Annotated in this window: 18 protein-coding genes and 2 pseudogenes; 8 read left to right on the forward strand and 12 right to left on the reverse strand. The window is 74.9% G+C overall.

Going from position 1 to position 19,166, the window contains the following annotated elements; genetic code table 11:
• Nucleotides 1-64 precede the first annotated feature (64 nt).
• Nucleotides 65-256, reverse strand: coding sequence for a DUF2795 domain-containing protein (locus A2U95_RS01325; RefSeq protein WP_166020415.1), 192 nt, complete (start codon nucleotides 254-256; stop codon nucleotides 65-67).
• Between the two features lie 43 nt (nucleotides 257-299).
• Nucleotides 300-674 carry a four-helix bundle copper-binding protein gene (locus tag A2U95_RS01330; RefSeq protein ID WP_151773892.1) on the reverse strand — a complete coding sequence of 125 codons (375 nt, stop codon included), beginning with the start codon at nucleotides 672-674 and terminating at the stop codon, nucleotides 300-302.
• A gap of 189 nt (nucleotides 675-863) precedes the next feature.
• Here A2U95_RS01330 and A2U95_RS01335 point away from each other — a divergent pair, with 189 nt between their 5' ends.
• A complete protein-coding gene (locus A2U95_RS01335) occupies nucleotides 864-1,229 on the forward strand; it encodes a DUF6479 family protein (RefSeq protein ID WP_166020416.1) in 366 nt (121 codons plus the stop codon).
• A gap of 166 nt (nucleotides 1,230-1,395) precedes the next feature.
• On the opposite strand, the gene A2U95_RS01340 is transcribed toward A2U95_RS01335, so the two are convergent.
• From A2U95_RS01340 to A2U95_RS01365, 6 genes are all read right to left on the reverse strand, one after another.
• Complete coding sequence (locus A2U95_RS01340; protein WP_166020417.1) at nucleotides 1,396-2,712, reverse strand: MFS transporter; 1,317 nt, start codon at nucleotides 2,710-2,712, stop codon at nucleotides 1,396-1,398.
• Between the two features lie 61 nt (nucleotides 2,713-2,773).
• The gene (locus tag A2U95_RS01345; protein ID WP_338104403.1) at nucleotides 2,774-3,424 is read right to left on the reverse strand and encodes a leucine-rich repeat domain-containing protein; all 651 of its coding nucleotides are present in this window, start codon (nucleotides 3,422-3,424) and stop codon (nucleotides 2,774-2,776) included.
• Nucleotides 3,425-3,495: 71 nt separating this feature from the next.
• Entirely contained in the window at nucleotides 3,496-4,026 is a 531-nt protein-coding gene (locus tag A2U95_RS01350; protein WP_166020135.1) for a hypothetical protein, read from the reverse strand.
• A 149-nt stretch (nucleotides 4,027-4,175) separates the two neighbouring features.
• Nucleotides 4,176-4,571 carry a YunG family protein gene (locus A2U95_RS01355; protein WP_166020418.1) on the reverse strand — a complete coding sequence of 132 codons (396 nt, stop codon included), beginning with the start codon at nucleotides 4,569-4,571 and terminating at the stop codon, nucleotides 4,176-4,178.
• Nucleotides 4,572-4,638: 67 nt separating this feature from the next.
• Complete coding sequence (locus A2U95_RS01360; protein ID WP_166020419.1) at nucleotides 4,639-5,022, reverse strand: PPOX class F420-dependent oxidoreductase; 384 nt, start codon at nucleotides 5,020-5,022, stop codon at nucleotides 4,639-4,641.
• An 18-nt stretch (nucleotides 5,023-5,040) separates the two neighbouring features.
• Entirely contained in the window at nucleotides 5,041-6,582 is a 1,542-nt protein-coding gene (locus tag A2U95_RS01365; RefSeq protein WP_166020420.1) for an AMP-binding protein, read from the reverse strand.
• 409 nt (nucleotides 6,583-6,991) lie between these two features.
• On the opposite strand from A2U95_RS01365, the gene A2U95_RS01370 reads away from it, so the two are divergent.
• From A2U95_RS01370 to A2U95_RS01380, 3 genes are all read left to right on the forward strand, one after another.
• Nucleotides 6,992-7,996, forward strand: a complete 1,005-nt coding sequence (locus A2U95_RS01370; RefSeq protein WP_166020421.1) for a fibronectin type III domain-containing protein — start codon at nucleotides 6,992-6,994, stop codon at nucleotides 7,994-7,996.
• A 149-nt stretch (nucleotides 7,997-8,145) separates the two neighbouring features.
• A complete protein-coding gene (locus A2U95_RS01375) occupies nucleotides 8,146-8,718 on the forward strand; it encodes a hypothetical protein (RefSeq protein ID WP_166020422.1) in 573 nt (190 codons plus the stop codon).
• 353 nt (nucleotides 8,719-9,071) lie between these two features.
• Nucleotides 9,072-9,704 (forward strand): maltokinase N-terminal cap-like domain-containing protein, encoded by a 633-nt coding sequence (locus tag A2U95_RS01380; protein ID WP_166020423.1) that lies wholly within the window; start codon nucleotides 9,072-9,074, stop codon nucleotides 9,702-9,704.
• A gap of 372 nt (nucleotides 9,705-10,076) precedes the next feature.
• Here A2U95_RS01380 and A2U95_RS01385 read toward each other — a convergent pair whose 3' ends face one another.
• The 3 genes and pseudogenes from A2U95_RS01385 to A2U95_RS01395 all read right to left on the reverse strand — a co-directional run bounded on the left by A2U95_RS01385 (nucleotide 10,077) and on the right by A2U95_RS01395 (nucleotide 12,137).
• A complete protein-coding gene (locus A2U95_RS01385; protein WP_166020424.1) occupies nucleotides 10,077-10,670 on the reverse strand; it encodes a hypothetical protein in 594 nt (197 codons plus the stop codon).
• A gap of 68 nt (nucleotides 10,671-10,738) precedes the next feature.
• Nucleotides 10,739-10,927 (reverse strand): annotated as a pseudogene (locus A2U95_RS01390) (arginase family protein); the annotation flags it as partial.
• A 118-nt stretch (nucleotides 10,928-11,045) separates the two neighbouring features.
• Nucleotides 11,046-12,137 carry a winged helix DNA-binding domain-containing protein gene (locus A2U95_RS01395; protein ID WP_166020425.1) on the reverse strand — a complete coding sequence of 364 codons (1,092 nt, stop codon included), beginning with the start codon at nucleotides 12,135-12,137 and terminating at the stop codon, nucleotides 11,046-11,048.
• Nucleotides 12,138-12,406: 269 nt separating this feature from the next.
• On the opposite strand from A2U95_RS01395, the gene A2U95_RS01400 reads away from it, so the two are divergent.
• Together A2U95_RS01400 and A2U95_RS01405 are read left to right on the forward strand one after the other, a co-directional pair.
• Entirely contained in the window at nucleotides 12,407-13,957 is a 1,551-nt protein-coding gene (locus tag A2U95_RS01400; protein ID WP_166020426.1) for an NUDIX hydrolase, read from the forward strand.
• A 60-nt stretch (nucleotides 13,958-14,017) separates the two neighbouring features.
• The gene (locus tag A2U95_RS01405; protein ID WP_166020427.1) at nucleotides 14,018-14,392 is read left to right on the forward strand and encodes a PIN domain-containing protein; all 375 of its coding nucleotides are present in this window, start codon (nucleotides 14,018-14,020) and stop codon (nucleotides 14,390-14,392) included.
• Between the two features lie 102 nt (nucleotides 14,393-14,494).
• Here A2U95_RS01405 and A2U95_RS01410 read toward each other — a convergent pair.
• Nucleotides 14,495-15,452: pseudogene (locus tag A2U95_RS01410) on the reverse strand (oxygenase MpaB family protein).
• Nucleotides 15,453-15,727: 275 nt separating this feature from the next.
• Between A2U95_RS01410 and A2U95_RS01415 the strand changes: the two are divergent.
• Both A2U95_RS01415 and A2U95_RS01420 read left to right on the forward strand, forming a co-directional pair.
• Nucleotides 15,728-17,515 carry an ABC-F family ATP-binding cassette domain-containing protein gene (locus tag A2U95_RS01415; RefSeq protein ID WP_166024653.1) on the forward strand — a complete coding sequence of 596 codons (1,788 nt, stop codon included), beginning with the start codon at nucleotides 15,728-15,730 and terminating at the stop codon, nucleotides 17,513-17,515.
• A 213-nt stretch (nucleotides 17,516-17,728) separates the two neighbouring features.
• On the forward strand, nucleotides 17,729-19,166 hold a 1,438-nt coding region (locus tag A2U95_RS01420), incomplete at its 3' end, for a glyceraldehyde-3-phosphate dehydrogenase (protein WP_166020428.1).

Raw genomic sequence — 19,166 nt, forward strand, 5'->3', positions numbered from 1 at the left:
GCGGGCCGCGCCCGCACCGGCGGGGCGGGGCCGACGGGCCGGGGCCCGGGGACCGTGGGTGTGGTCAGCCCTTGAAGACCGCCTTCTGGACCTCGTTGGGCCCGTCGAAGCTGTCCTGGCGGAGGTTCTCGAGCTTCTCGACGAGCTTGCCGTCGGCGTGGTTGCTCCGGGCGCGGTCCACCAGGGACTTCTTGTCCGTGGGGTAGTCCATGCCGCTGAGTGCCTTCTGCAGTTCGATCGGGTTCGGGTCGGCCATGGTGTGCCTCCTGGAAGGGGGTGCGTGGCGACGCGGGCCTGCGCTACGCGGCGAGCGTGGCGAGGAATTCGGTGCACGCCTCGGCGCAGCGGCGGCACGACTTGGCCGCCTCCTCCGCCCCCGGGCAGGCGTCGAAGACCTCCGCGCACTCCAGGCACACGGTGCGGCACCATTCCACCTGCATCCGCAGCCCGGCCTCGTCCAGTCCGGTCTGTTCGGACAGCACCCGGCAGGTCGCGTCGCACACCTCGGCGCACATGATGCCCTTGCGCCGGGCGCGGTCCTGCGCCTCGGTTCCGTCCGGGTCCATGAATCCCGCGCGCAGGGCGCAGGCCCGCGCACATTCGGTGCAGGCCTGCGCGCAGGCGAACCGGTCCTCCAGGAACCGGTACAGCTCGTCCTGGGATGCGCTCGTCACGGGGGCCGAGTTGCCCCGTCCGGCGGTGTCAAACGCCTGCCCCCGGGCACCCGGCGTCGAGGAGGCGGAGGCGGGAGGCGGACGGATGGAACGAGGTGGTCCGGCCGCCCGGAGGGTGACCGTGGCGGAAGCGTCGGGGCACGGATTGATCATCGGTTCATATCAGCCGGTTAGGGGTAGATGCATACCATGAGCTACGAATGGGTGGATTTCGCCCTTGAAGAGGGACAGATCGGCGGGCTCGCTCCGTTCATCCTCGGTGCGATCGTGGCGGCCGCGCTGATCGGCGCGGTGGTCTTCGGCTGGCGGGTGCGTCAGCGGGAGCCGCGCAGGCCGACGCCTGAGGAGCAGCCGAAGATGCCGCCGGGCGGTCCGGTGCGTGAGGACCGGACGACCCGGAACACCGACGACGTGCCGAAGCGGGACCACGACCGGCTCACGCCGTACCAGCTGGACCCCCAGGGGACCGTTCCGGCCGAGGAGGAGCCGCCGCGCCCGCGCTGGAACGAGGGCAGCAGCGGAGGCTTCGGCAGCGGGGGCGGCGGCCACCGCTGACCGGCGGCCGGTGTCCTCGCCGCACCGCCCCGACACCGCGCGGCACCCCCGGCCGGCGGGGCGGTCCGAAGGGCGACCGGTCCCGGTCCTTGTTGCAGGGGAAGGCCCCCGGCGATTCCGCCGGGGGCCTTCCCCTGCAACAAGGGCGGCGGCGCATCCGGGCCGTTCAGGCGGGTTCCGCCAGGTCCAGTTCCTCCTCGACGGCCTTGCCCCGGCGGCGGGCGCGGGCGCGGGCCCCGACGGCGATGAGCACGGCGACGGCGACGAGGACCAGGGTGGCCGCGCCGGAGGAGGCGAGCACGGCGCGGGGACCGAAGGCGGCGGTGAGGGGACCGCCCAGGGCGGTGCCCATCGGGGAGGAGGCGAGCAGGGCGGCGCCGCGCACCGCGAGGACGGTGGTCAGCCAGGCCTCGGGCGTGCGGTCCTGGAACAGCGTGAAGGACAGCGCGGTGAACGGGCCGTAGATCACGCCGCCGAGGGCGAAGCAGGCGACGGTGACGGAGGGCGGCGCGCCGAGACCGAAGGGGAGCAGGACGGCACCCCAGCCGGCGACGACGCCGAGCGCCGTGGGCCACAGCGGCAGCCGTCGCAGCATCCCGGCGGCCAGCCCGCCGAGGACGGCGCCCACGCTGAAGAGCGTCCAGTACAGACCGAGCAGCTGGGAGCCCTGGTGCAGGTCCTGGGTGACGTGCAGGGGGAGGGCCACCTCCACGGGACCGTAGAGGAAGAAGAAGAACCAGGTGAGCGCCAGGACGCCGAGCAGTTCGGGCCGCTGCCGGAAGAGGGCGAGGACGGCGGAGGACCTGCCCCCGGCGCCGCCCGCCGGATCGCCGGCTTCCGGACGCCCGTCGGCTTCCGGGCGGACGCGGGCGGCGCCGAGGGCGAGGACGGCGAAGGTGAGGGCGTCGACGCCGACGATCCAGGCGGGGCTCACCACGGTGATCAGCACCCCGGCGAGGGCGGGCCCGAAGACCATCGCCGCCGAGGCGCTCGAACTGACCAGGGCGTTGGCGGCGAGCCGTCGCTCGGGCGGGAGGAGGGAGGCGAGCAGCGCGTACTTGCCCGCGCTGCCCCAGGCGTGCAGCAGCGACGAGGCGGCCAGCAGCAGCACGTACAGCCAGGGGGTCAGCACGCCCAGGGCCCAGGCCAGCGGTACGCAGGCGAGCATGGCGGCCCGCAGCACGGCGTCGGTCAGCAGCAGCCGCCGGGCGGGGAAGCGCCGCATCCACCTCCCCAGCAGCAGCGCCCCGACGGCGCCCGGCAGCGCGTACGCGGCGACCGCGGTCCCGACGTAGAGCCCGGGGTTCTCCTCCGGCGCCAGCAGCACGGCGAGCCACGGCACGGTCACGACGGCCATCCCGTCGCCGAAGTCGGAGGCGACGAACGCGGGCAGCAGCCGCCGGAACGGGCGGTGCGCGAACAGGGGCCGGTAGGCCGGGGGGAGCTTGGGGAGCCCGGTCCGGCCGGTTCTGGGTGCGGTCACCGGGACAGCTTCACTCCCCGGGCCCACCGCACGTCAACCCGGGCGGGCTCCACCGACGCCTTCAGGCCACCACCACGCATCCGCGCCGCTCGAGCGCGACGGCCACCGGGTCGTCGGCCGGGTCGACGGCGAGGTCGTTCCACCGCAGGTCGAGCTTCTCCAGGGAGGGCAGGTCCGGGAGCCACGGGGGCAGTCCGCGGATCCGGTTGCCCCGCAGGTCGAGGGTGCGCAGCAGGGGGAGGCCGGCCAGCCGGCCGGGAACCGCGGGGAGCAGGTTGTCGCGGAGTTCGAGATGGCGCAGTGCGCGGAGCCGGGAGAAGGAGTCCGGGAGGCGGGTGAGGCGGTTGCCCTTGAGCCAGAGTTCCCGGAGGTTTCCGAGGTCGCCCATGCGCGCCGGTAGGTACGTCAACTCGTTGTGTTGACACCGGAGTTCGACCAGGGAGGCCAGGCCGGTGAGGGTGTCGGGGAGTGCGGTGAGGCGGTTCTCGCCGATGTTGAGCAGCCTCAGCCGCGTGAGCGAGCCGAGCTCGTCCGGCAGCCGGCCCAGGCGGTTGTCGTGGAGGTAGAGGCAGCCGGTGAGGCCGGTCAGGGCGCCGATCTCGGGCGGCAGTTCGGTGAGCGCGTTGTGACCGAGGTCGAGGGTGGTGAGCCGCCGGAGCCCGCCGACCGCGGGCGACAGGGTGGTGAGGTCGTTGTCGGCGAGGATCAGCACGCGCAGGTCGTGCCGGTCCCAGACCGGCTCCGGTACGGCTCCGAGGTGCCGGCGCCAGAGGTTCAGTTCGCTCAGAGCCGCTCCTCGAGGTGGCGTTCCAGCTGGCCGATCAGGTCGTCGGCCGCGCCGAGGGAAACGCTGCGGTCGGTGACGACGGCGCGTCCGTCGTGCTCCAGCGCGTAGACGAACATGTCGCGGGCGTCCTCGTCGACGCTGCGGGGCGGGAGCGCGGCGAAGTCGATCTTCTCCAGCAGGGCCTTCAGCCGGTCGCGGTCCGCGCCCGAGAGGGGGTCGGCCTCCCAGTCGCCCTTGCTCCGCTCGCTGACCTCGACCGTGCCGTCGGTGGAGGCCAGGATCGAACGGTGGACGCCGGCGATGCCGCCGGTGACCGTGAGGCGGACGCTCTCGACCCGTTCCGCCGGCGTCGCCTTCCCGCCGCCCCGCTCCCCCGGCGGCCGGGAGGATTCCGGCGACGGCCGCGCCTGTCCCGGCGAGCGCGCCGGTCCGTCCGGCTGGGACGCCTCCACCGACCCGCAGGCGGCGAGCAGCAGGCCCGTGGCGGCCAGCAGGGCCGGAGCCCGCCCTCGCTTCCGGTACGGCATGTCGACTCCCTCCGCTCCGTGCGGTCCTGGCCTCATACGGTAGCCGCCCGGCCGTCCCCCGGCTCCGGTACGGTGCGGTCGCCCCCGGGCACCGCGGCAGGCCCCCGGCCGGCCGTTCCCCCTGCGGCACGGGGCGCGGCGGCGGGGCGTCAGGGCGTGCCGGAGGCGGTCCCGAGCTTGCGCAGCACGCGCCCGCGCAGGCGTTCGTACTCCTCCCGGCAACGGCGGATCTCGGCGGGCCGGGCGATCACCTGGCCGCCGGTGACGATCTCGTCCGGGCCGAACTGCTCACGGGTCAGGTCGATCTCCACCCCGGCGCCCAGGCGGTTCCACCAGTGGTAGTCGGTCCACCGGCCGTCGACGTGGACCTCCCCGCGGATCAGGTCGCCGCCGAGGAGGTCGTGCAGGACCAGCGCGGTGACGCCGCACTGGTCGCGGGCCGGATTGTCGGGGCGCCAGCGCGTCCGGTACTCGGGGGTGCAGGTCTCGGCGCTCCAACTCGCGCGGATCGCCTGCTCGATGTCGGTCAGCAGCAGCGGGCTCATGACCGCGATCCTGCCAAACGGCACCGACAGCGCGCGGCCGGCCGGGCGCGGTGTCGCCGCGGCGGTCTCAGTCCGCCGGGGTGATCAGGACGGCCACGGTGGAGGTGTGGCCGCCGCGCAGCCGGCTGCCCAGCAGGGTCAGGCGGCCGGAGAGGCCGTACTTGCGGGCGATGCCGCGGCGGATCCGCGCCGTGTCCTCGGGCGTGCCGAGCCGTGCGCGGGCCTCCACGGCCTCGCCGCGGAGGTTGCCCCGGAAGTCGCAGGGGGCCACCGTCACCCGGCCGTCACGGCGTATCCGCTTGACCTTGCCGCTGTCGACGCGGGTCCACACGGCCAGCGCGCCCTCACCGTCCGGCACCACCCAGAGGGGCGTGGCGACCGCCCGTCCGTCCTTGCGGAACGTCGTCACCGAGACGTAGGGGGCGGTGGCCAGGCCGTCGAGAGTACTCATGGCCCGCAGGCTACCCGGTCAGTTGACGCCGCGGCCGGATTCCCGCCAGTAGGGCTGCCGCAGCTTGAACTTCTGGATCTTCCCGGTGGCGGTGCGCGGGATGGATTCGCGGAACTCCACGCTGGTCGGGGCCTTGTAGCCGGCCATCCGCTCCTTGCAGTGGGCGATGATCGCGCTCTCCTCCGCCTCGGCGCCCTCGGCCAGCACCACGAGCGCCTTGACCGTCTCGCCCCACTTCTCGTGCGGCACGCCGATCACCGCGACCTCGGCGACCGCCGGATGGCTGAAGATCACGTCCTCCACCTCGATGGACGAGACGTTCTCGCCGCCGGTGATGATGACGTCCTTCTTGCGGTCGGAGATGGTGAGGTGGCCGTCGTCGGGGTCGAGGGCGCCGCCGTCGCCGGTGTGGAACCAGCCGCCGTCGAGCGCCTCCGCGCTGGCCTCCGGGTTCTCCCAGTAGCCCTCCATCACGGTGTTGGAGCGGGCCAGCACCTCGCCGGAGCCGGAGATCCTCAGCCGCGTGCCCAGGGTGGGCAGCCCGGCGCGGGACAGCCGGTGGGCGCGCCGCTCCGCGGGCAGCGCGTCGTCCGCGGGCAGGGAGCGGTTGAAGGTGAGCAGCGGGGCGGTCTCGGTGAGGCCGTAGATCTGCAGGAACTCCCAGCCGAGTTCCTCGCCCACCCGCTGGACGGTGCGGCTGGGCGGCGGCGCGCCCGCGCAGACGACGCGCACCCGGTCGCGGCCGGGGATCCCGCCCTCCCAGTCGGCGGCGGCGTCGAGCACCGCGTTCCAGACGGCCGGGGCGCCGCACATCAAGGTGACGCCGTGCCGTTCGACGCGGCGCAGGATCTCCGCGCCGTCGACCTTGCGGAGCACGATCTGCGGCACGCCGAGGCCCGCCATGACGAAGGGCATGCCCCAGCCGTTGCAGTGGAACATGGGGAGCACGTGCATGTAGACGTCGCGCTCCCAGGCCCGCGCGTGCAGGCCGAAGGTGACCGCGTCCACCCAGATGTTGCGGTGGGTGAGCTGGACGCCCTTGGGGCGCGCGGTGGTGCCGGAGGTGTAGTTGACGGTCGCGGTGGCGTCCTCGTCGGGGCGGGACCAGGGGCGGGGCTCGACGCCGAACCGCATCAGCGTCCGCTCCGTCTCCTCGCCGAGGACGAAGCGGTGGCGGGCGCGCACCCCGCCGAGCGACGCGTCGAGCTGGGGGTCGACCAGGAGCACCGAGGCCCCGCTCTGGCGGACGATGTAGTCGACCTCCTCCGCCGTCAGGCGGAAGTTGACCGGGACGCAGATCCGCCCGCTCATCGGCACCGCGAAGAGCAGTTCCAGCAGCCGGGCCGAGTTGTGGCTGACCACGGCGATCCGCTCGCCCTCCGCGACGCCGAGGGCGTCGAACCCCGCCTGCCAGGCGCGGACCCGCTCGGCGAAACGGCCGTAGGTGCTCGCCGGCACGGGCACGGCGGGCTGCTCCGGCTCGTCCACCACACCGGGGCCGCCGGCGAAGCCGGTCTCCGCCCGGTCGAGGAAGTCCGCGATGGTCATCGGCACCCGCATCGTTCTCGCTCCTCCGTACGGTGGCCCGCCGGCCCCGCCGGCCGGCCGGGTCGGCCAGGTCCGGCCATCCCATCACCCCGAGGGCCGGAGGTGAACACTCCGGCACCGGGCGCGGCCGGAGGATCGCGCCGGGGACGCGGGCGGGGGGGGGACGCGGCGGCGCGAGCGGGGGCCGGACGGGCCCGCGCCCCGGTCCGGCCCCCGCCGCCCGTACGGCGCGTGAGCAGCGACGACAGCGGATCCGCGCCGGCGGCCGTGGGCCGACCCGTCGTCAGGTCCGCCCGGCCGCAAGGAAGTTCAGCATACGTACGGCCCTCCCCGGCCGGTCAACGACCGACACTTGATGTGCACGCGCCAGCATGCGCATATTGGTACGGACCATTCCCCTGTGTTCCGCGGAGGTTCCGTCATGACCGGTGCGGCAGGTGTTCCCCGGGTGACGGCCCGGTGCTGCTGGGCGCTGTCGGCCGCGCTGCTCCTGGCCTCCTGCGGCACGGGCGCGTCCGCCGGGCAGGAGGACGGCGGGCGGCTCCCCGCGGCGCCCACCGGGGTCACCGCCGCGGCGGGCAGCGCGACCAGCGTGCACGTCATGTGGAACCGGGTCACCGACAACGGCTCGCGGGTGGAGGCCTACGAGGTGTACCGGGGCCCCACCCTGGTGAAGGAGGTGCCGGCGTCGGAGCACATGGTGGACGTCACCAGGCTGAAGCCCGGCACCACCTACACGTTCCGCGTCCGGGCCCGCTCCACCGACGGCCGGCTGGGCCCGGAGAGCGCCGAGGTGCGCGCCACCACCCCCGCCGCGGCCGCCGCCGACTCCCGTCCCCCGTCCCGTCCGGAGGGCCTCGAGGCCCGTGCCGTCGGGAGCCGGGCGGCGGAGCTCTCCTGGAAGGCCTCCACCGACGACCGGAAGGTGGTCTCCTACGAGATCCTCCAGGGCTCGACGAAGATCCACGGCGTGGGCGGCGACCGGACCTCGGCGGTGGTCACCGGCCTGCGCCCCGGGACCCGTTACTCGTTCACGGTGCGCGCCAGGGACGCCGCCGACAACCTCTCCCCCACCGGTGACGCGGTCCGCGTCACCACCACCGGCACCGGGCAGGACGACGGGCGCGGCACGGCGCCCAAGGCCTTCGCCGCGGCCGCGGTGAAGGCCGACGGAGCCTGGCACCTGGAGATCTCCTGGGAGCCGCCGGCCGCCGACGGGGTGGTCACCGAGTACCAGATCCATCTCGACGGCGCCCCGGCGACCACGCTGGTGTGGGGCGGGAGGACGCCCGACGGCCGGGCGACCCACCGCTTCTTCGTCGGCGGCGGGTCCGGCGAGACGCACCGGGTGCGGCTCCGCGCCAAGCTGCCCGACGGCACCTGGGGCGGCTTCTCCCCGGAGGTGCGGGTGACCACCGGGAGGTGAGGCGCCGTCGCCGGCGTCACCTGTCCGGGTGCTCTCCGGGTGCGCGCGGCGCGTCGTGGCCATTGGCTGTCCCCGAGGGCGGTACGGGCGTTCCCGATCCTCGGCGGCGCTAGGGATGTCCGCCAGCCGTGCCGCCGGAGGTCAGACCCATGCGTACACCTCGCGTCATCGTCCGATCAGGCCTGACCGTGGCTGCCGCCGCCGCCCTGCCGCTCGCCTTCGCGGGGTCGGCCGCGGCCGCCCCGGGAATCTCCGTGAGCACCAGCGGCACCACCGTCGCGGTCACGACCAGCGCCTGCTCCGAGATCAACGGCAGTTGGGGCACCGCCTCGCTGCTGAACAACCGGCAGAACACCTTCGCCGAGGGCCGTCAGGTCGCCCTGTCGGGCTCGGCCACCAGCCAGTCGGCCGCCTGGTCGAGCGTCACCCCCGGCACCTACACCGTGATCGTGCGGTGCTCCGACAACAGCACGGCGGGCACCCAGTCCGTCATCGTCTCCGGCGCGACCCCGACCGCCACGACGTCGCCCACCACCACCTCCACCGCGACCCCCACGATGTCGGCCACCGCCTCGCCCTCGCGCGGAGTGATGGGCGGTCTCGGCGGCGCGGTGAAGGATCACACCACCCTCACCCTGGTCGCGGGCGGCGGCCTGGTCGCGGCCGGCGTCGGCGGCGCCGCCTGGTACCTGCGGCGCAGGGCCAAGCCCCACCGGTTCTGAGCACCACTCGCGCGGTCCCCCGGCCGCCGCCCGGCCCCGCGGGCCCACGCCCGCCGGAACCCCGGGGCCGCCTACGCCGGCCCGGCCGTGCGCGGGCGGGTGGCGGCGCGGGGGCGGGAGGAGCGGCCGGGGCCCGGGTCGCCACGGTCGCCTTTCCCGGTCCGGCCGGGCCGACGTCGCGGGGACGGCCGCTCACCCCGCGCGCCCTGGCGCTCGGCGGACGCATCCGCGAGGCGGCCCGGGGCCGCCCCGGTCGGCGCCGGGTGCGCGGTCGTTCGCCGGGGGCGGCCGCACCGCCAAACGTCCACAGCTCCTGCCGCTCCGCCACACGACCGAACTGGAATGATGACGCCATGTCAGTCATTCACCGAACGACGTTGAATCCCACGAAGGTGGAGCTGGTGACCGCGTGGCTGCCCGGCCGCCCCTGGTTCCGGGGTGCGGACGCGCCCCGGCTGGAGCGGGTGGGCGGTTTCCGGCTCGACGACCCGGCCGGGGAGGTGGGGATCGAGTTCGCGGTCTTCGAGGACGCCGACGGCACCGCGTACCACCAGCCGATGACCTACCGGGGTGCGCCGCTGGAAGGGGCCGAGGAAGCCTTGATCGGTACCAGCGAGCACGGCGTGCTGGGCACGCGCTGGGTCTACGACGCCACCCGGGACCCGGTGGCGGTGGCGCAGATCGTCGCGCTGCTGGGCGGGCGCGCGGTGCCGCAGGCGCAGAGCCTGAGCCACACTCCTGATCCCTCGGTGGTGGCCTCGTACGGTGGTCCGCTGCCGGGCGGCGTGGCCGGATGGGTCTCCGCCGTGGACGGGGAGAGATGGACCGACGTGGCCCTCGACGGCGTCACCCTGCGGGTGCTGCGCGTCCTGGAGGAGACGCCGGAGGTCGAGGGGAGTGCCGCGGTGACGGCGGGGGTCATCGCCGGCTGGACCGGCGGGGGCGAGCCGCGGCGCGGGGCGTTCCTGCGGGTGCTGCCCGCCTGACGCGCTTCCTGCCGCCGTCGCCCGGGCCGGGCGACGGCGGCAGGACCTGGGACCGGACCACTTCGCGGGCCGTGACCGGCGGGGCCGGCACCCACGTGCTCCGTGCTGTCCGCGGCTGCTCCGGGGGCCGGTCGGGAAGCGTCCGCGGGTGCGCGTGCGCCGGTCACCAGCGGGTCGCGGCCATCCAGGCCGTGGTGACCTCGGCGCAGGAGCCCGGGCCCCGGCCGCGTGCTGCCGGGGGCCGGATGCTGCCGGGGTCCGGGCCTTTCCGCGCCGGCGCCCCACCCGGTGCCGGAGCAGGTCGGGGGTGCCGGCCCGTGCGGTTCTCCGCTTCCTCCGTGGATCGCTGCCCCCGTGCCGGCTGACGGCCCCTCAGCCGAAGACGTCCAGGAGATCCGGCCCGGAGCCGGAGCCGGAGCCGGAGCCGCCGGAGCGGACCCGCATCGGACGCGGCTGCGGGTAGACCGCCGCCGCGGCCTTCGCGCGGACGGCCTCCGGCCCGCCGCACTCCGCCACCGCGAAGGCGCCGAAGACCTCGGCGAAGGCGGCCGGGTCGCGGAACTCCACGCCGTACGCCCGGCCGTCCAGCAGGGGCACCCACACCACCCGGTCGGACCGGGTCCACTCCGGAACCGGCCGGTCGTCCGCGGTCGACCGTCCCTCCAGCCACAGCCGTGCCACGTGCAGCAGGTTCACCTCCTCCATCGGCAGCCGCTCGCGCCGTAGGCGCAGTTCGCCCGTCGTCAGCGTGACCAGCTGGTCCTTCCTCGAGTACCAGACGACGCCGATCCCGAACGGCACCCACAGCACGATCCCGATCACCGGCCAGACCAGGGCGTTGCCCCACGACCGGAGCAGTCCGTCCAGCAGGGCCAACGCCCCGAAGACCAGCACCCACTTGGCCGTCATCCGCCAGAATCCGGTGCCCTGCCGGTACAGGACCCGCTGCTGCTTCGTCATCGTCATGCCCGCACGCTATACGCCGCACCGCGGCTCCCGGCCGAGCCGGCTGTCCGCCGGGGTCGCCGGTGCCGTCAGCCGGCGGCGAGGGCCGCCACCACCAGGTCGGTCAGCAGGACTCCGGCGGTGCCGTCCGGGTCGAGGTCGGGGTCGTAGAGGGTGACGTCGAGCCCCACGCGGTGCGGGGACCGGACGAGGGGGCGCAGCAGTGCGGTGAGTTCACCGGGCAGCAGGCCGTCGGGGTCCGGACTGTCGACCGCGGGTTCCCGTCCGCCACGGCCGGTCCCTCCGCCGGCCACCGGTCCTCCGCACCGGGCGGCGCGGCCCGGTGCGCGAGGACACGCGGCGCCCCGCGGCAACGCGCGGCCGGGGCGGTGCGCGTCATTCCGCGGAGGTGAACCGGATGTCGTGCCGGTCCGCCTCCGGCGCGGCGAACCGGAGCAGGGCGGCGCCCTCCTCGGCGGCCTCGTCCCGCTCGCGGGGGGTGAGCGGGGAGAACAGCCGCACGGTGAGCACCGCCCTGCCGTCCGCCACGTGGGTCAGGGACCACAGTCCGCGGACGAAGCCGTCGACCAGGACCGCCGGTTCCACCACCAGGTGCCGACGGCGTTCGGCCGTCATGAGCCGGGCGCGGTCGGCGTGCCCGAGGACGACGTCGTCCAGCAGGGCCAGGAAGCGCACCGGGACGGGCAGGTCCTCCCCCGGCAGCGGCGCGTCGGGGAGGTCGAACAGTTCCTCTCCGTCCTCGCCCTTGAACTCCCGTAGGGCAGGACGTAGTGCGTCGACGACTTCGCGCAGCCGGGCCGTCCCGCTCCACGCCTGGACGTCCCCGACGGTGGCCGGCCCGAAGGCGGCGAGGTGGCGCAGCACCAGCCGGGCGGGGTCGGCCTCCGCCGCGGGCCTCCGGCCGAGCCAGTCCTCCGCGAGCGCGAACGGGACGGGGCCGCGCCGTCCCCACAGGCCGGCCGGCGGCGGATGGAGCACCGGGAGCAGCAGCTGTGCCGAGCCCGCCAGGGCGCCGGGATCGCGTCCGGGCCACCGGCCGGCCAGAGCCCGCCCCAGTTCCGGCCGGGTCGTCGTCCGCCCGGACAGCTCGGACCGGGCGGCCCGGGCCAGTTCCCCGGGGTCGACGCCCGCGGTGAGCCGTCCGAAGGCGCCCTCGCGCCGCGCGCGCAGCACCGGTTCCAGGGTGGGCCGCAGCCACAGGTAGTCCTCGGCGGTGACCAGGTGCTGCGTGCCCCGGTACAGGGTGGCGCGCACCACGGCCCGGACGTCCAGGAGGGTGGCGAGGTCGTCCTTGCGGAAGCCGTCGATCCTGTTCCAGAGCCCGATGTACGGCGGTTCGGGATCCTGGGCCCGCACTCCGGCCATCTGCTCGATCACGGCCTCGGCGGAGAGTTCGGTCCGTCCGGTGAGCAACTGGCGTGCGAGGGTGGCCCTGTTGAGGCGCCGGCGGGTGAGGTGTCGCGTCATGACGGCCAGCCTGCCGGGCGCGGAGGGCGGTTTCCGCCCTGAAGGCCGGTGTGACAATTGACGTCGAATCCGCGAGCACGCCGCACGGCCGTGGACACGGCCGGGAGGAGGCCGGGGGCGGTCGGCGGGCGTCGCTTCGCAAGCACCCGGCGAGAACGTCCGAAACCAGCCGTTACGCACGGTCACCCGCATCGTTGCCCTGTGTGAGCACACATTCGTTCGATGCGAGGAGGCGGTATGCGGCGTCCGGTGGAGGTTCTCCTGTGACGGTGACCCGGCCCGCGGCCGATCCGGCCGACCTCTCGGCGTACCTGGCCGTGCACCCGGCGCCGGTGATGGCGGCCGACGCGCTGATCCGTGACGAGACCGGTCGCATCCTGCTCGTCGACCCGTCCTACAAGGAGGGCTGGGACCTGCCCGGCGGCATGGTCGACGACGAGGAGCCGGTGGCCGCGCTGGAGCGCGAGCTGCACGAGGAACTCGGCATCCGGGGCGCGCGGGTCGGGCGGCTGCTGGCCGTCGACAGCATGCCCAAGGAGGTGTACGGCCGTTCGCAGGTCGCCTGCGTCTACGCCGTGCACCCGCGCGGGCCGCTGCCGCTGGAGGAGCTGTCCCTGCAGCGGGAGGAGCTGCGCGCCGCCGAGTACGTGCCCGAGCGGGAGGCGCTGCGCAGGCTGCCGAAACCTCTGCGTCCCCGGGTGGCGGCGGCGCTGCGGGCCTCGCTGGGTTCGTACACCGCGCAGTTGCGCCAGGGCCGGGCCGTGCCGGTGGACCTGCGGGACCACTACGCGCTGCTGCCGTCCCCGATGACGGCGGCGGCCGCCCTGATCACCGACGGGCGGGGCCGGGTGCTGGTCGCCGAGCACTCCTACGACCACGGCGGCGGCTCCCCCTACGGCCTGCCCGGCGGCATGGTCCACGCGCAGGAGTCGCCCCGCCGGGGCGCGGCCCGCGAGCTCGCCGAGGAGCTGGGGCTGACCGAGGTGCCGGTGGGCCGGCTGGTAGCCGTGGACAGCACTCCGGCCCGCACCTACGGGCGGGCGCTGGACGTGCAAGTCTTCGCGGTGGGGCCGCTGACCGACGAGCAGGCGGCGTCGATCGGTTTCCCGGACGGGGAGATCCTCGCCGTGCACTGGCTCCCCCCGGACGAGGCGCTCGCCCTGCTCCCGGCCCAGATCGGCAACCGGCTCCGGTACGGCCTGCGGGCCCTGGCCGCGGGGACCGTCGCGCACCTGGAGGGGGGTCTGCCCCAGCCCGGTTCCCCGGTGGGCGTGCCCTCCTCCCGGCGGCCGTCGCCCGGGGAGCCGGACACCACCGCGTGCGCCGACCGCCGCGCGCTGCGGGCCAAGGCGTTCACGGCCGCGGCCGTGCTGCTGACCGATCCCGCGGGCCGAGTGGTGCTGGTGCGCGCGGCGGAGGGCCAGGACTGGGCGCTGCCCGGCGGGCCGGTCGACAGCGACGGCGGGGAGGGCCCGCGCGAGGCCGCCCGCCGCGCGGTGCGGGAGCGGCTGGGGCCGGCTGCGCCCGTGCCGGTGGGGCGGCTGCTCGCCGTCGACTGGCTGCCGGGCGGATCCGCCGGATGCGCCGGCGCCCGTTTCCCCGCCGAGGCGCTGTACGTCTACGACGGCGGGGTCCTCGACGAGGCGGCCGTGGCGCGCCTCGGCTCCGGGCCCGGGGTGTGGCGGGCCGCGCCGGACCGGGACCTCGGCGGGCCGCCGGCCGGTCCCGTCACCGCGGCGCGCGTCAGGGCCTGCCTGGCCGCCCGCGAGCGGGGGGCCGGGGCCCTCGAGCTGGCCGCCGGGCACCCGGTGGAGGACTGAATGGGTCCGACTGCGCGGGACGGCTGGTCAAGGACGGTCCGCACCTGGGAGAGTTGGCGGATGCTTCTGGATCCGGAGAAAGCGATGTTCGTGCCCGGCGCAACGCCGATGCTGCTGCTCAGCGGCGCGCCGTTCCACGAGGCCCTGCCGCCGCTCGCGACCGAGGACCGGTCCCTCCCCACCTGCGAGGGGTGGAGCATCTTCCCCAAGCACACCCTGTGCGTGGTGGACGGTCCCGGGGAACACGGCGCGGTCATCCCCTCGATCGCCGCGCTGGTGCTGGGCGAGGCCGACATGAACGCCTGGTGCGGTGACGCGGCGCGGGCGGGCGGCGCGGTCGTCCTCTCCGTCGAGCGGCTGCCCGAGGTCGTCGACGTCCCGGCGCTGATGAACGGGGCCCCCACCCGGGGCGGCTTCATGGCGCTCACCGCCTGACCGGCCGGCCCGGCCGGCCTTCCGGGCCGGTCCTCCCGGTGGTGCCGGCCCTCCCGGTGGTGCCGGCCCTCCCGGTGGTGCCGGCCCTCCCGGTGGCGCCGGTCACCGGGACCGCTGCGGCCGAATGTCCGGGGCGGAGGACCGCTCCGGGGCGGACGGCTGTTCCGGGACGACGGCCCGTTCCGCCGGCGCCTCGTCGGCGAGCGGGGCGAGCGGCCGGGAGTGCGCCCCGTGCGGGCCGGGGTCGTCGAGGGTCCGGCCGAAGGCGTAGGTGCGCGCCTTGGGCCGCTTCGGGAACCGTTCCGGGCGGCCGGGCAGCAGCCGCAGCAGCGCCGCCCGCGTCCGCAGCGCGCGGTGGACGGCGACCCGCAGCCGGCGCGGTTCCGGGGGAGGCCGAGCGCCTTCAGCAGGGGTTCGTCCGACACGGCGATCGCCGCCCGGGTGGCGGTCCGGCGGAAGGGGGCGGGGTACCACGCGGCGAAGATCCGCAGGGTGGCGGCGGCCACCCTGCGGTTGGCGGGGTCGTAGGCGAACATCTCCCGTTCGTACGCGCCGTGCAGACGCTCGAAGCCGGCGTAGGTGCCGGGCACGCCGGTGATGCCCGTCGTCTCGCCCCTCCGGTGCCCCGCCAGCGCCAGGCTCTCGGCCTCCTGCTCGCACAGCCGCCGCCGGCCGTACCGGTCGATCCACCGCTTCGGCCCGGCCACGGTGGTGGCCGGGACGTGGAGGAAGTCCTCGTCGGGGATGCGGTGGCGGCCGTGGATGCGGTCGAGGTGGCGGGCGGCGGCCCGGCCGTGCTGCGAGTCCATGCCGTCGCGGACCATCTCGTAGGCGCTCAGGACCGTGTCGGCGTACCGCTTCCGCCCGGCCCGCTCGAACTCCTGGGTGCGGTCGAGGAGCCGGGAGACGCGGGGGACGCCGTGGTCGCGCGGGAAGGCGATCGACGTCCCGCGGAGGTAGTCGTCGGGGAACTCGTGGTGGGTGATCCACCGGTATGTCTGCTCGAAGTCCGCCGAGGGTCCATCTGCCGGATGCGTCGCAGCCGGCGGCCTCCGCCCATGCGTCATCGCTCCCCGCCACCGTGTGCGCACACCCCCGCGAGCCGGAGATGCAAAAACTGTCGACGTGTTTCACGAAGTGCGTCGGGACGCCGGAGATAGACTGGACGGGTGATCAAGGTCTACTGCTACTACATCTGAGTTCCGCCCGGGGAGTCCCGGCCGGCGGCCCGTCGCGGCGCCGTGCCGGCCGTCGCGCTCCCCCGCCGTCCGATCACGTCTCCCTTCTTCCGATACGGCGGAACTCATGCGTACCTCCACGCACCCGGGCACCGTGATGCCCGGAGACGAACCCACTTCCGGCGCAGTCGACGGCGCCGGGTCCTTCCAGCTGGTGCTGGACGATCTGACCCTCTCCCCCGGCGGACGTGCGCTGCTCGACGGCGTCCGGCAGTCGGTGGCGCCCGGCGAACGCGTCGGCGTCGTCGGCGAGAACGGCTCCGGCAAGTCCACCCTGCTGCGGGTGCTGGCCGGCCTGGAGCCACCCGCCGGGGGCCTGGTGCGCCTCGGGGCGCCCGGCGGTGTCGGTCACCTGCCACAGGTCCCCGGCCTTCCGCCCGAGGACACCGTCCAGGACGCCGTGGACCACGCGCTGGCCGGCCTGCGGGCGCTGGAGTCCTCCCTGCGGGAGACCGAGCGGGCCCTGTCGGCCGCCGGCCCCGAGGAGACCGGACCGCTGCTGGCCGCCTACGGCGACCTCCTCGAGGCGTTCGAGGCGCGGGACGGCTACGCCGCCGACGCCCGGGTGGCGGCCGCGACCCACGGCCTGGGCCTGGGCCGGATCACTCCCGACCGCCGCCTGGGCAGTCTCTCCGGCGGCGAACAGGCCCGCCTGGGACTGGCCTGCGTGCTGGCGGCCTCCCCGCAGTTGCTGCTGCTGGACGAACCGACCAACCACCTCGACGCCTCCGCCCTGGAGTGGCTGGAGGGGCGGCTGCGGTCCCACCGGGGCACCGTGGTGGTGGTCTCCCACGACCGGCTGTTCCTGGAACGGGTCGCCACCGCGCTGTGGGAGGTGGACGCCGAGCGCCGGACGGTCCACCGGCACGGCGGCGGCTACGCCGGTTACCTGCGGGCCAGGACCGCGGCGCGGCGGCGGTGGGAGCGGGACCACCGGGACTGGCTGGCCGAGGTGGCGGAGCAGCGGGAACTGGCCGGGCGCGCGGCGGACCGGATGGCCTCGGGGGCGCGGCGGGCCGCCACGGCGGAACGCTCGAACCAGCGTCACCAGCGCGGCGTGGAGCGCCAGATCTCCGCCCGGATCCGCAACGCCAGGGAGCGGCTGCGGCGGCTGGAGGAGAACCCGGTCCCCCGCCCGCCCGAGCCGCTGCGTTTCCGCACGCCGGCGACGGCCGCCCCGGACGACGGCCCCGGCCCGTCCACCGCCGAAGCCGCCGGCGTCTCCGGCCCGGTCACCGCCGACGCTCCCGGGGCGGCCGCCCCGGGCGGCGTCGGCCCGGCCGTCGCGCCCGGCGCCGGAGGGGAGGACGAGGCCGTGGCCGAGCTGCTGGACGTGCGGGTCGGGCGGCGGCTGGACGTCGGGGCGTTCTCGGTCGCGCGGGGGGAACGCGTCCTGGTCACCGGGCCGAACGGCGCGGGCAAGAGCACCCTGCTGGGCGTGCTGGCCGGGCATCTCGCGCCCGACCGGGGCGCGTGCCGGCGGACGCCGCGGACCGCCTGGCTGCCGCAGGAGACGGTGGTCGCGCACCCCCGGCGGAGCCTGCTGGACGCCTACGCCGAGGGCCTGCCCGGGATGCCGGAGGAGCACCGCGAGGCGCTGCTGGCCCTGGGGCTCTTCGCGCCGTCGGCGCTCACCACCGCGGTCGGCGACCTCTCGGTGGGCCAGGCGCGGCGGCTGGACCTGGCCCGGGTGCTGCGCGAACCGGCCGACCTCCTGCTGCTGGACGAGCCCACCAACCACCTCTCCCCCGGCCTGGTCGAGGACCTGGAGGACGCGCTGGCCGCCTGGCCCGGCGCGCTGGTGGTGGTCTCCCACGACCGCATGTTCACCCACCGGTTCGCCGGCCGCCGGCTGCGGCTGGAGGCCGGTCGGCCGGTGGGGTGAGGCACGGGCGCGCGGGCGCGGAGCGGCGAAACGCGTGATCATGCGCACACGCAGCGGTACGGAAGCGGCACCGGAAAGCGGACGGACCGCCGTGAACCGGGGCGCCTTGGGCCCCCGCGCGCCCGCCGGGCCCACCGGGGGCGGGCCCGGCTTGATCGACCATACTTCGAGATGGTTAACATGTGAGCGCCGCCTAGCTCGAAAGATGAACTTGTGACTGCCACCGAGGACTCGTTCACCAACTGGAAGAACCGCGAGGAGATCGCGGAGTCGATGATCCCGATCATCGGGAAGCTGCACCGGGAGCGGGACGTCACGGTCCTGGTCCACAGCCGCTCCCTGGTGAACAAGTCGGTCATCAGCATCCTCAAGACCCACCGGTTCGCCCGGCAGATCGTCGGCGGGGAGCTGTCGGTCGTCGAGACGATGCCGTTCCTTCAGGCCCTGACCCGGCTGGACCTCGGGCCCTCGCAGATCGACATCGGCATGCTGGCCGTGGCCCACAAGGCCGACGACCGCGGCCTGTCGGTCGAGGAGTTCACCGCCGAGGCCGTCGCCGGCGCCATCGGCGCCCACAAGATCGAGCGCCGCGAGGGCCGTGACGTCGTCCTCTACGGCTTCGGCCGGATCGGCCGCCTGCTGGCCCGCCTGCTCATCGAGAAGGCCGGCTCCGGCAACGGCCTGCGCCTGAAGGCGATCGTGGTCCGCAACGGCGGGGACGGGGACCTGGTCAAGCGCGCCTCGCTGCTGCGCCGCGACTCGATCCACGGCCAGTTCCAGGGCACCATCACCGTCGACGAGGCCCGGAACCGGATCATCGCCAACGGCCACACCATCCAGGTGATCTACTCGGACTCCCCCGAGTCGGTGGACTACACCGAGTACGGCATCAAGAACGCCATCCTCATCGACAACACCGGCAAGTGGCGCGACCGCGAGGGCCTCTCCAAGCACCTGCGCCCCGGCGTCGACAAGGTCGTGCTGACCGCTCCGGGCAAGGGCGACGTCCCGAACATCGTCCACGGCGTCAACCACGAGATGATCAAGCCGGACGAGAACGTCATCTCCTGCGCCTCCTGCACGACCAACGCGATCGTGCCGCCGCTGAAGGCGATGGAGGACGAGTACGGCGTCCTGCGCGGTCACGTGGAGACCATCCACTCGTTCACCAACGACCAGAACCTGCTGGACAACTACCACAAGGGTGACCGCCGTGGCCGTTCCGCGCCGCTGAACATGGTCATCACCGAGACCGGCGCCGCCTCCGCCGTGGCGAAGGCGCTGCCGGACCTCAAGGCGACCATCACCGGCAGCTCGATCCGGGTTCCCACCCCGGACGTGTCGATCGCCATCCTCAACCTGCAGCTCAAGCGCGAGACCACCCGCGCCGAGGTCCTCGAGTACCTGCGCGAGGTGTCGCTGACCTCGCCGCTGAAGCGCCAGATCGACTTCATCAGCGCCCCCGACGCGGTCTCCAGCGACTTCATCGGCTCGCGGCACGCCTCGATCGTCGACGCCGGCGCCACCAAGGTCGAGGGCGACAACGCGATCCTCTACCTCTGGTACGACAACGAGTTCGGCTACTCGTGCCAGGTGATCCGGGTCGTGCAGCACGTCTCGGGCGTCGAGTACCCGACCTTCCCGGCTCCGG

The organism is Streptomyces chilikensis (genome assembly GCF_001642695.1).
In the GTDB taxonomy this organism is placed as follows: Bacteria; Actinomycetota; Actinomycetes; order Streptomycetales; family Streptomycetaceae; genus Streptomyces; species Streptomyces chilikensis.

Coding starts and splice junctions, on each gene's coding strand:
- A2U95_RS01335 (WP_166020416.1), top strand. CDS start 864: ATGAGCTACGAATGGGTGGATTTCGCCCTTGAAGAGGGACAGATCGGC.
- A2U95_RS01365 (WP_166020420.1), bottom strand. CDS start 6,582: ATGCGGGTGCCGATGACCATCGCGGACTTCCTCGACCGGGCGGAGACC.
- A2U95_RS01370 (WP_166020421.1), top strand. CDS start 6,992: ATGACCGGTGCGGCAGGTGTTCCCCGGGTGACGGCCCGGTGCTGCTGG.
- A2U95_RS01375 (WP_166020422.1), top strand. CDS start 8,146: ATGCGTACACCTCGCGTCATCGTCCGATCAGGCCTGACCGTGGCTGCC.
- A2U95_RS01350 (WP_166020135.1), bottom strand. CDS start 4,026: ATGCCGTACCGGAAGCGAGGGCGGGCTCCGGCCCTGCTGGCCGCCACG.
- A2U95_RS01415 (WP_166024653.1), top strand. CDS start 15,728: ATGCCCGGAGACGAACCCACTTCCGGCGCAGTCGACGGCGCCGGGTCC.
- A2U95_RS01405 (WP_166020427.1), top strand. CDS start 14,018: ATGCTTCTGGATCCGGAGAAAGCGATGTTCGTGCCCGGCGCAACGCCG.
- A2U95_RS01380 (WP_166020423.1), top strand. CDS start 9,072: ATGTCAGTCATTCACCGAACGACGTTGAATCCCACGAAGGTGGAGCTG.
- A2U95_RS01395 (WP_166020425.1), bottom strand. CDS start 12,137: ATGACGCGACACCTCACCCGCCGGCGCCTCAACAGGGCCACCCTCGCA.
- A2U95_RS01325 (WP_166020415.1), bottom strand. CDS start 256: ATGGCCGACCCGAACCCGATCGAACTGCAGAAGGCACTCAGCGGCATG.
- A2U95_RS01355 (WP_166020418.1), bottom strand. CDS start 4,571: ATGAGCCCGCTGCTGCTGACCGACATCGAGCAGGCGATCCGCGCGAGT.
- A2U95_RS01360 (WP_166020419.1), bottom strand. CDS start 5,022: ATGAGTACTCTCGACGGCCTGGCCACCGCCCCCTACGTCTCGGTGACG.
- A2U95_RS01385 (WP_166020424.1), bottom strand. CDS start 10,670: ATGACGATGACGAAGCAGCAGCGGGTCCTGTACCGGCAGGGCACCGGA.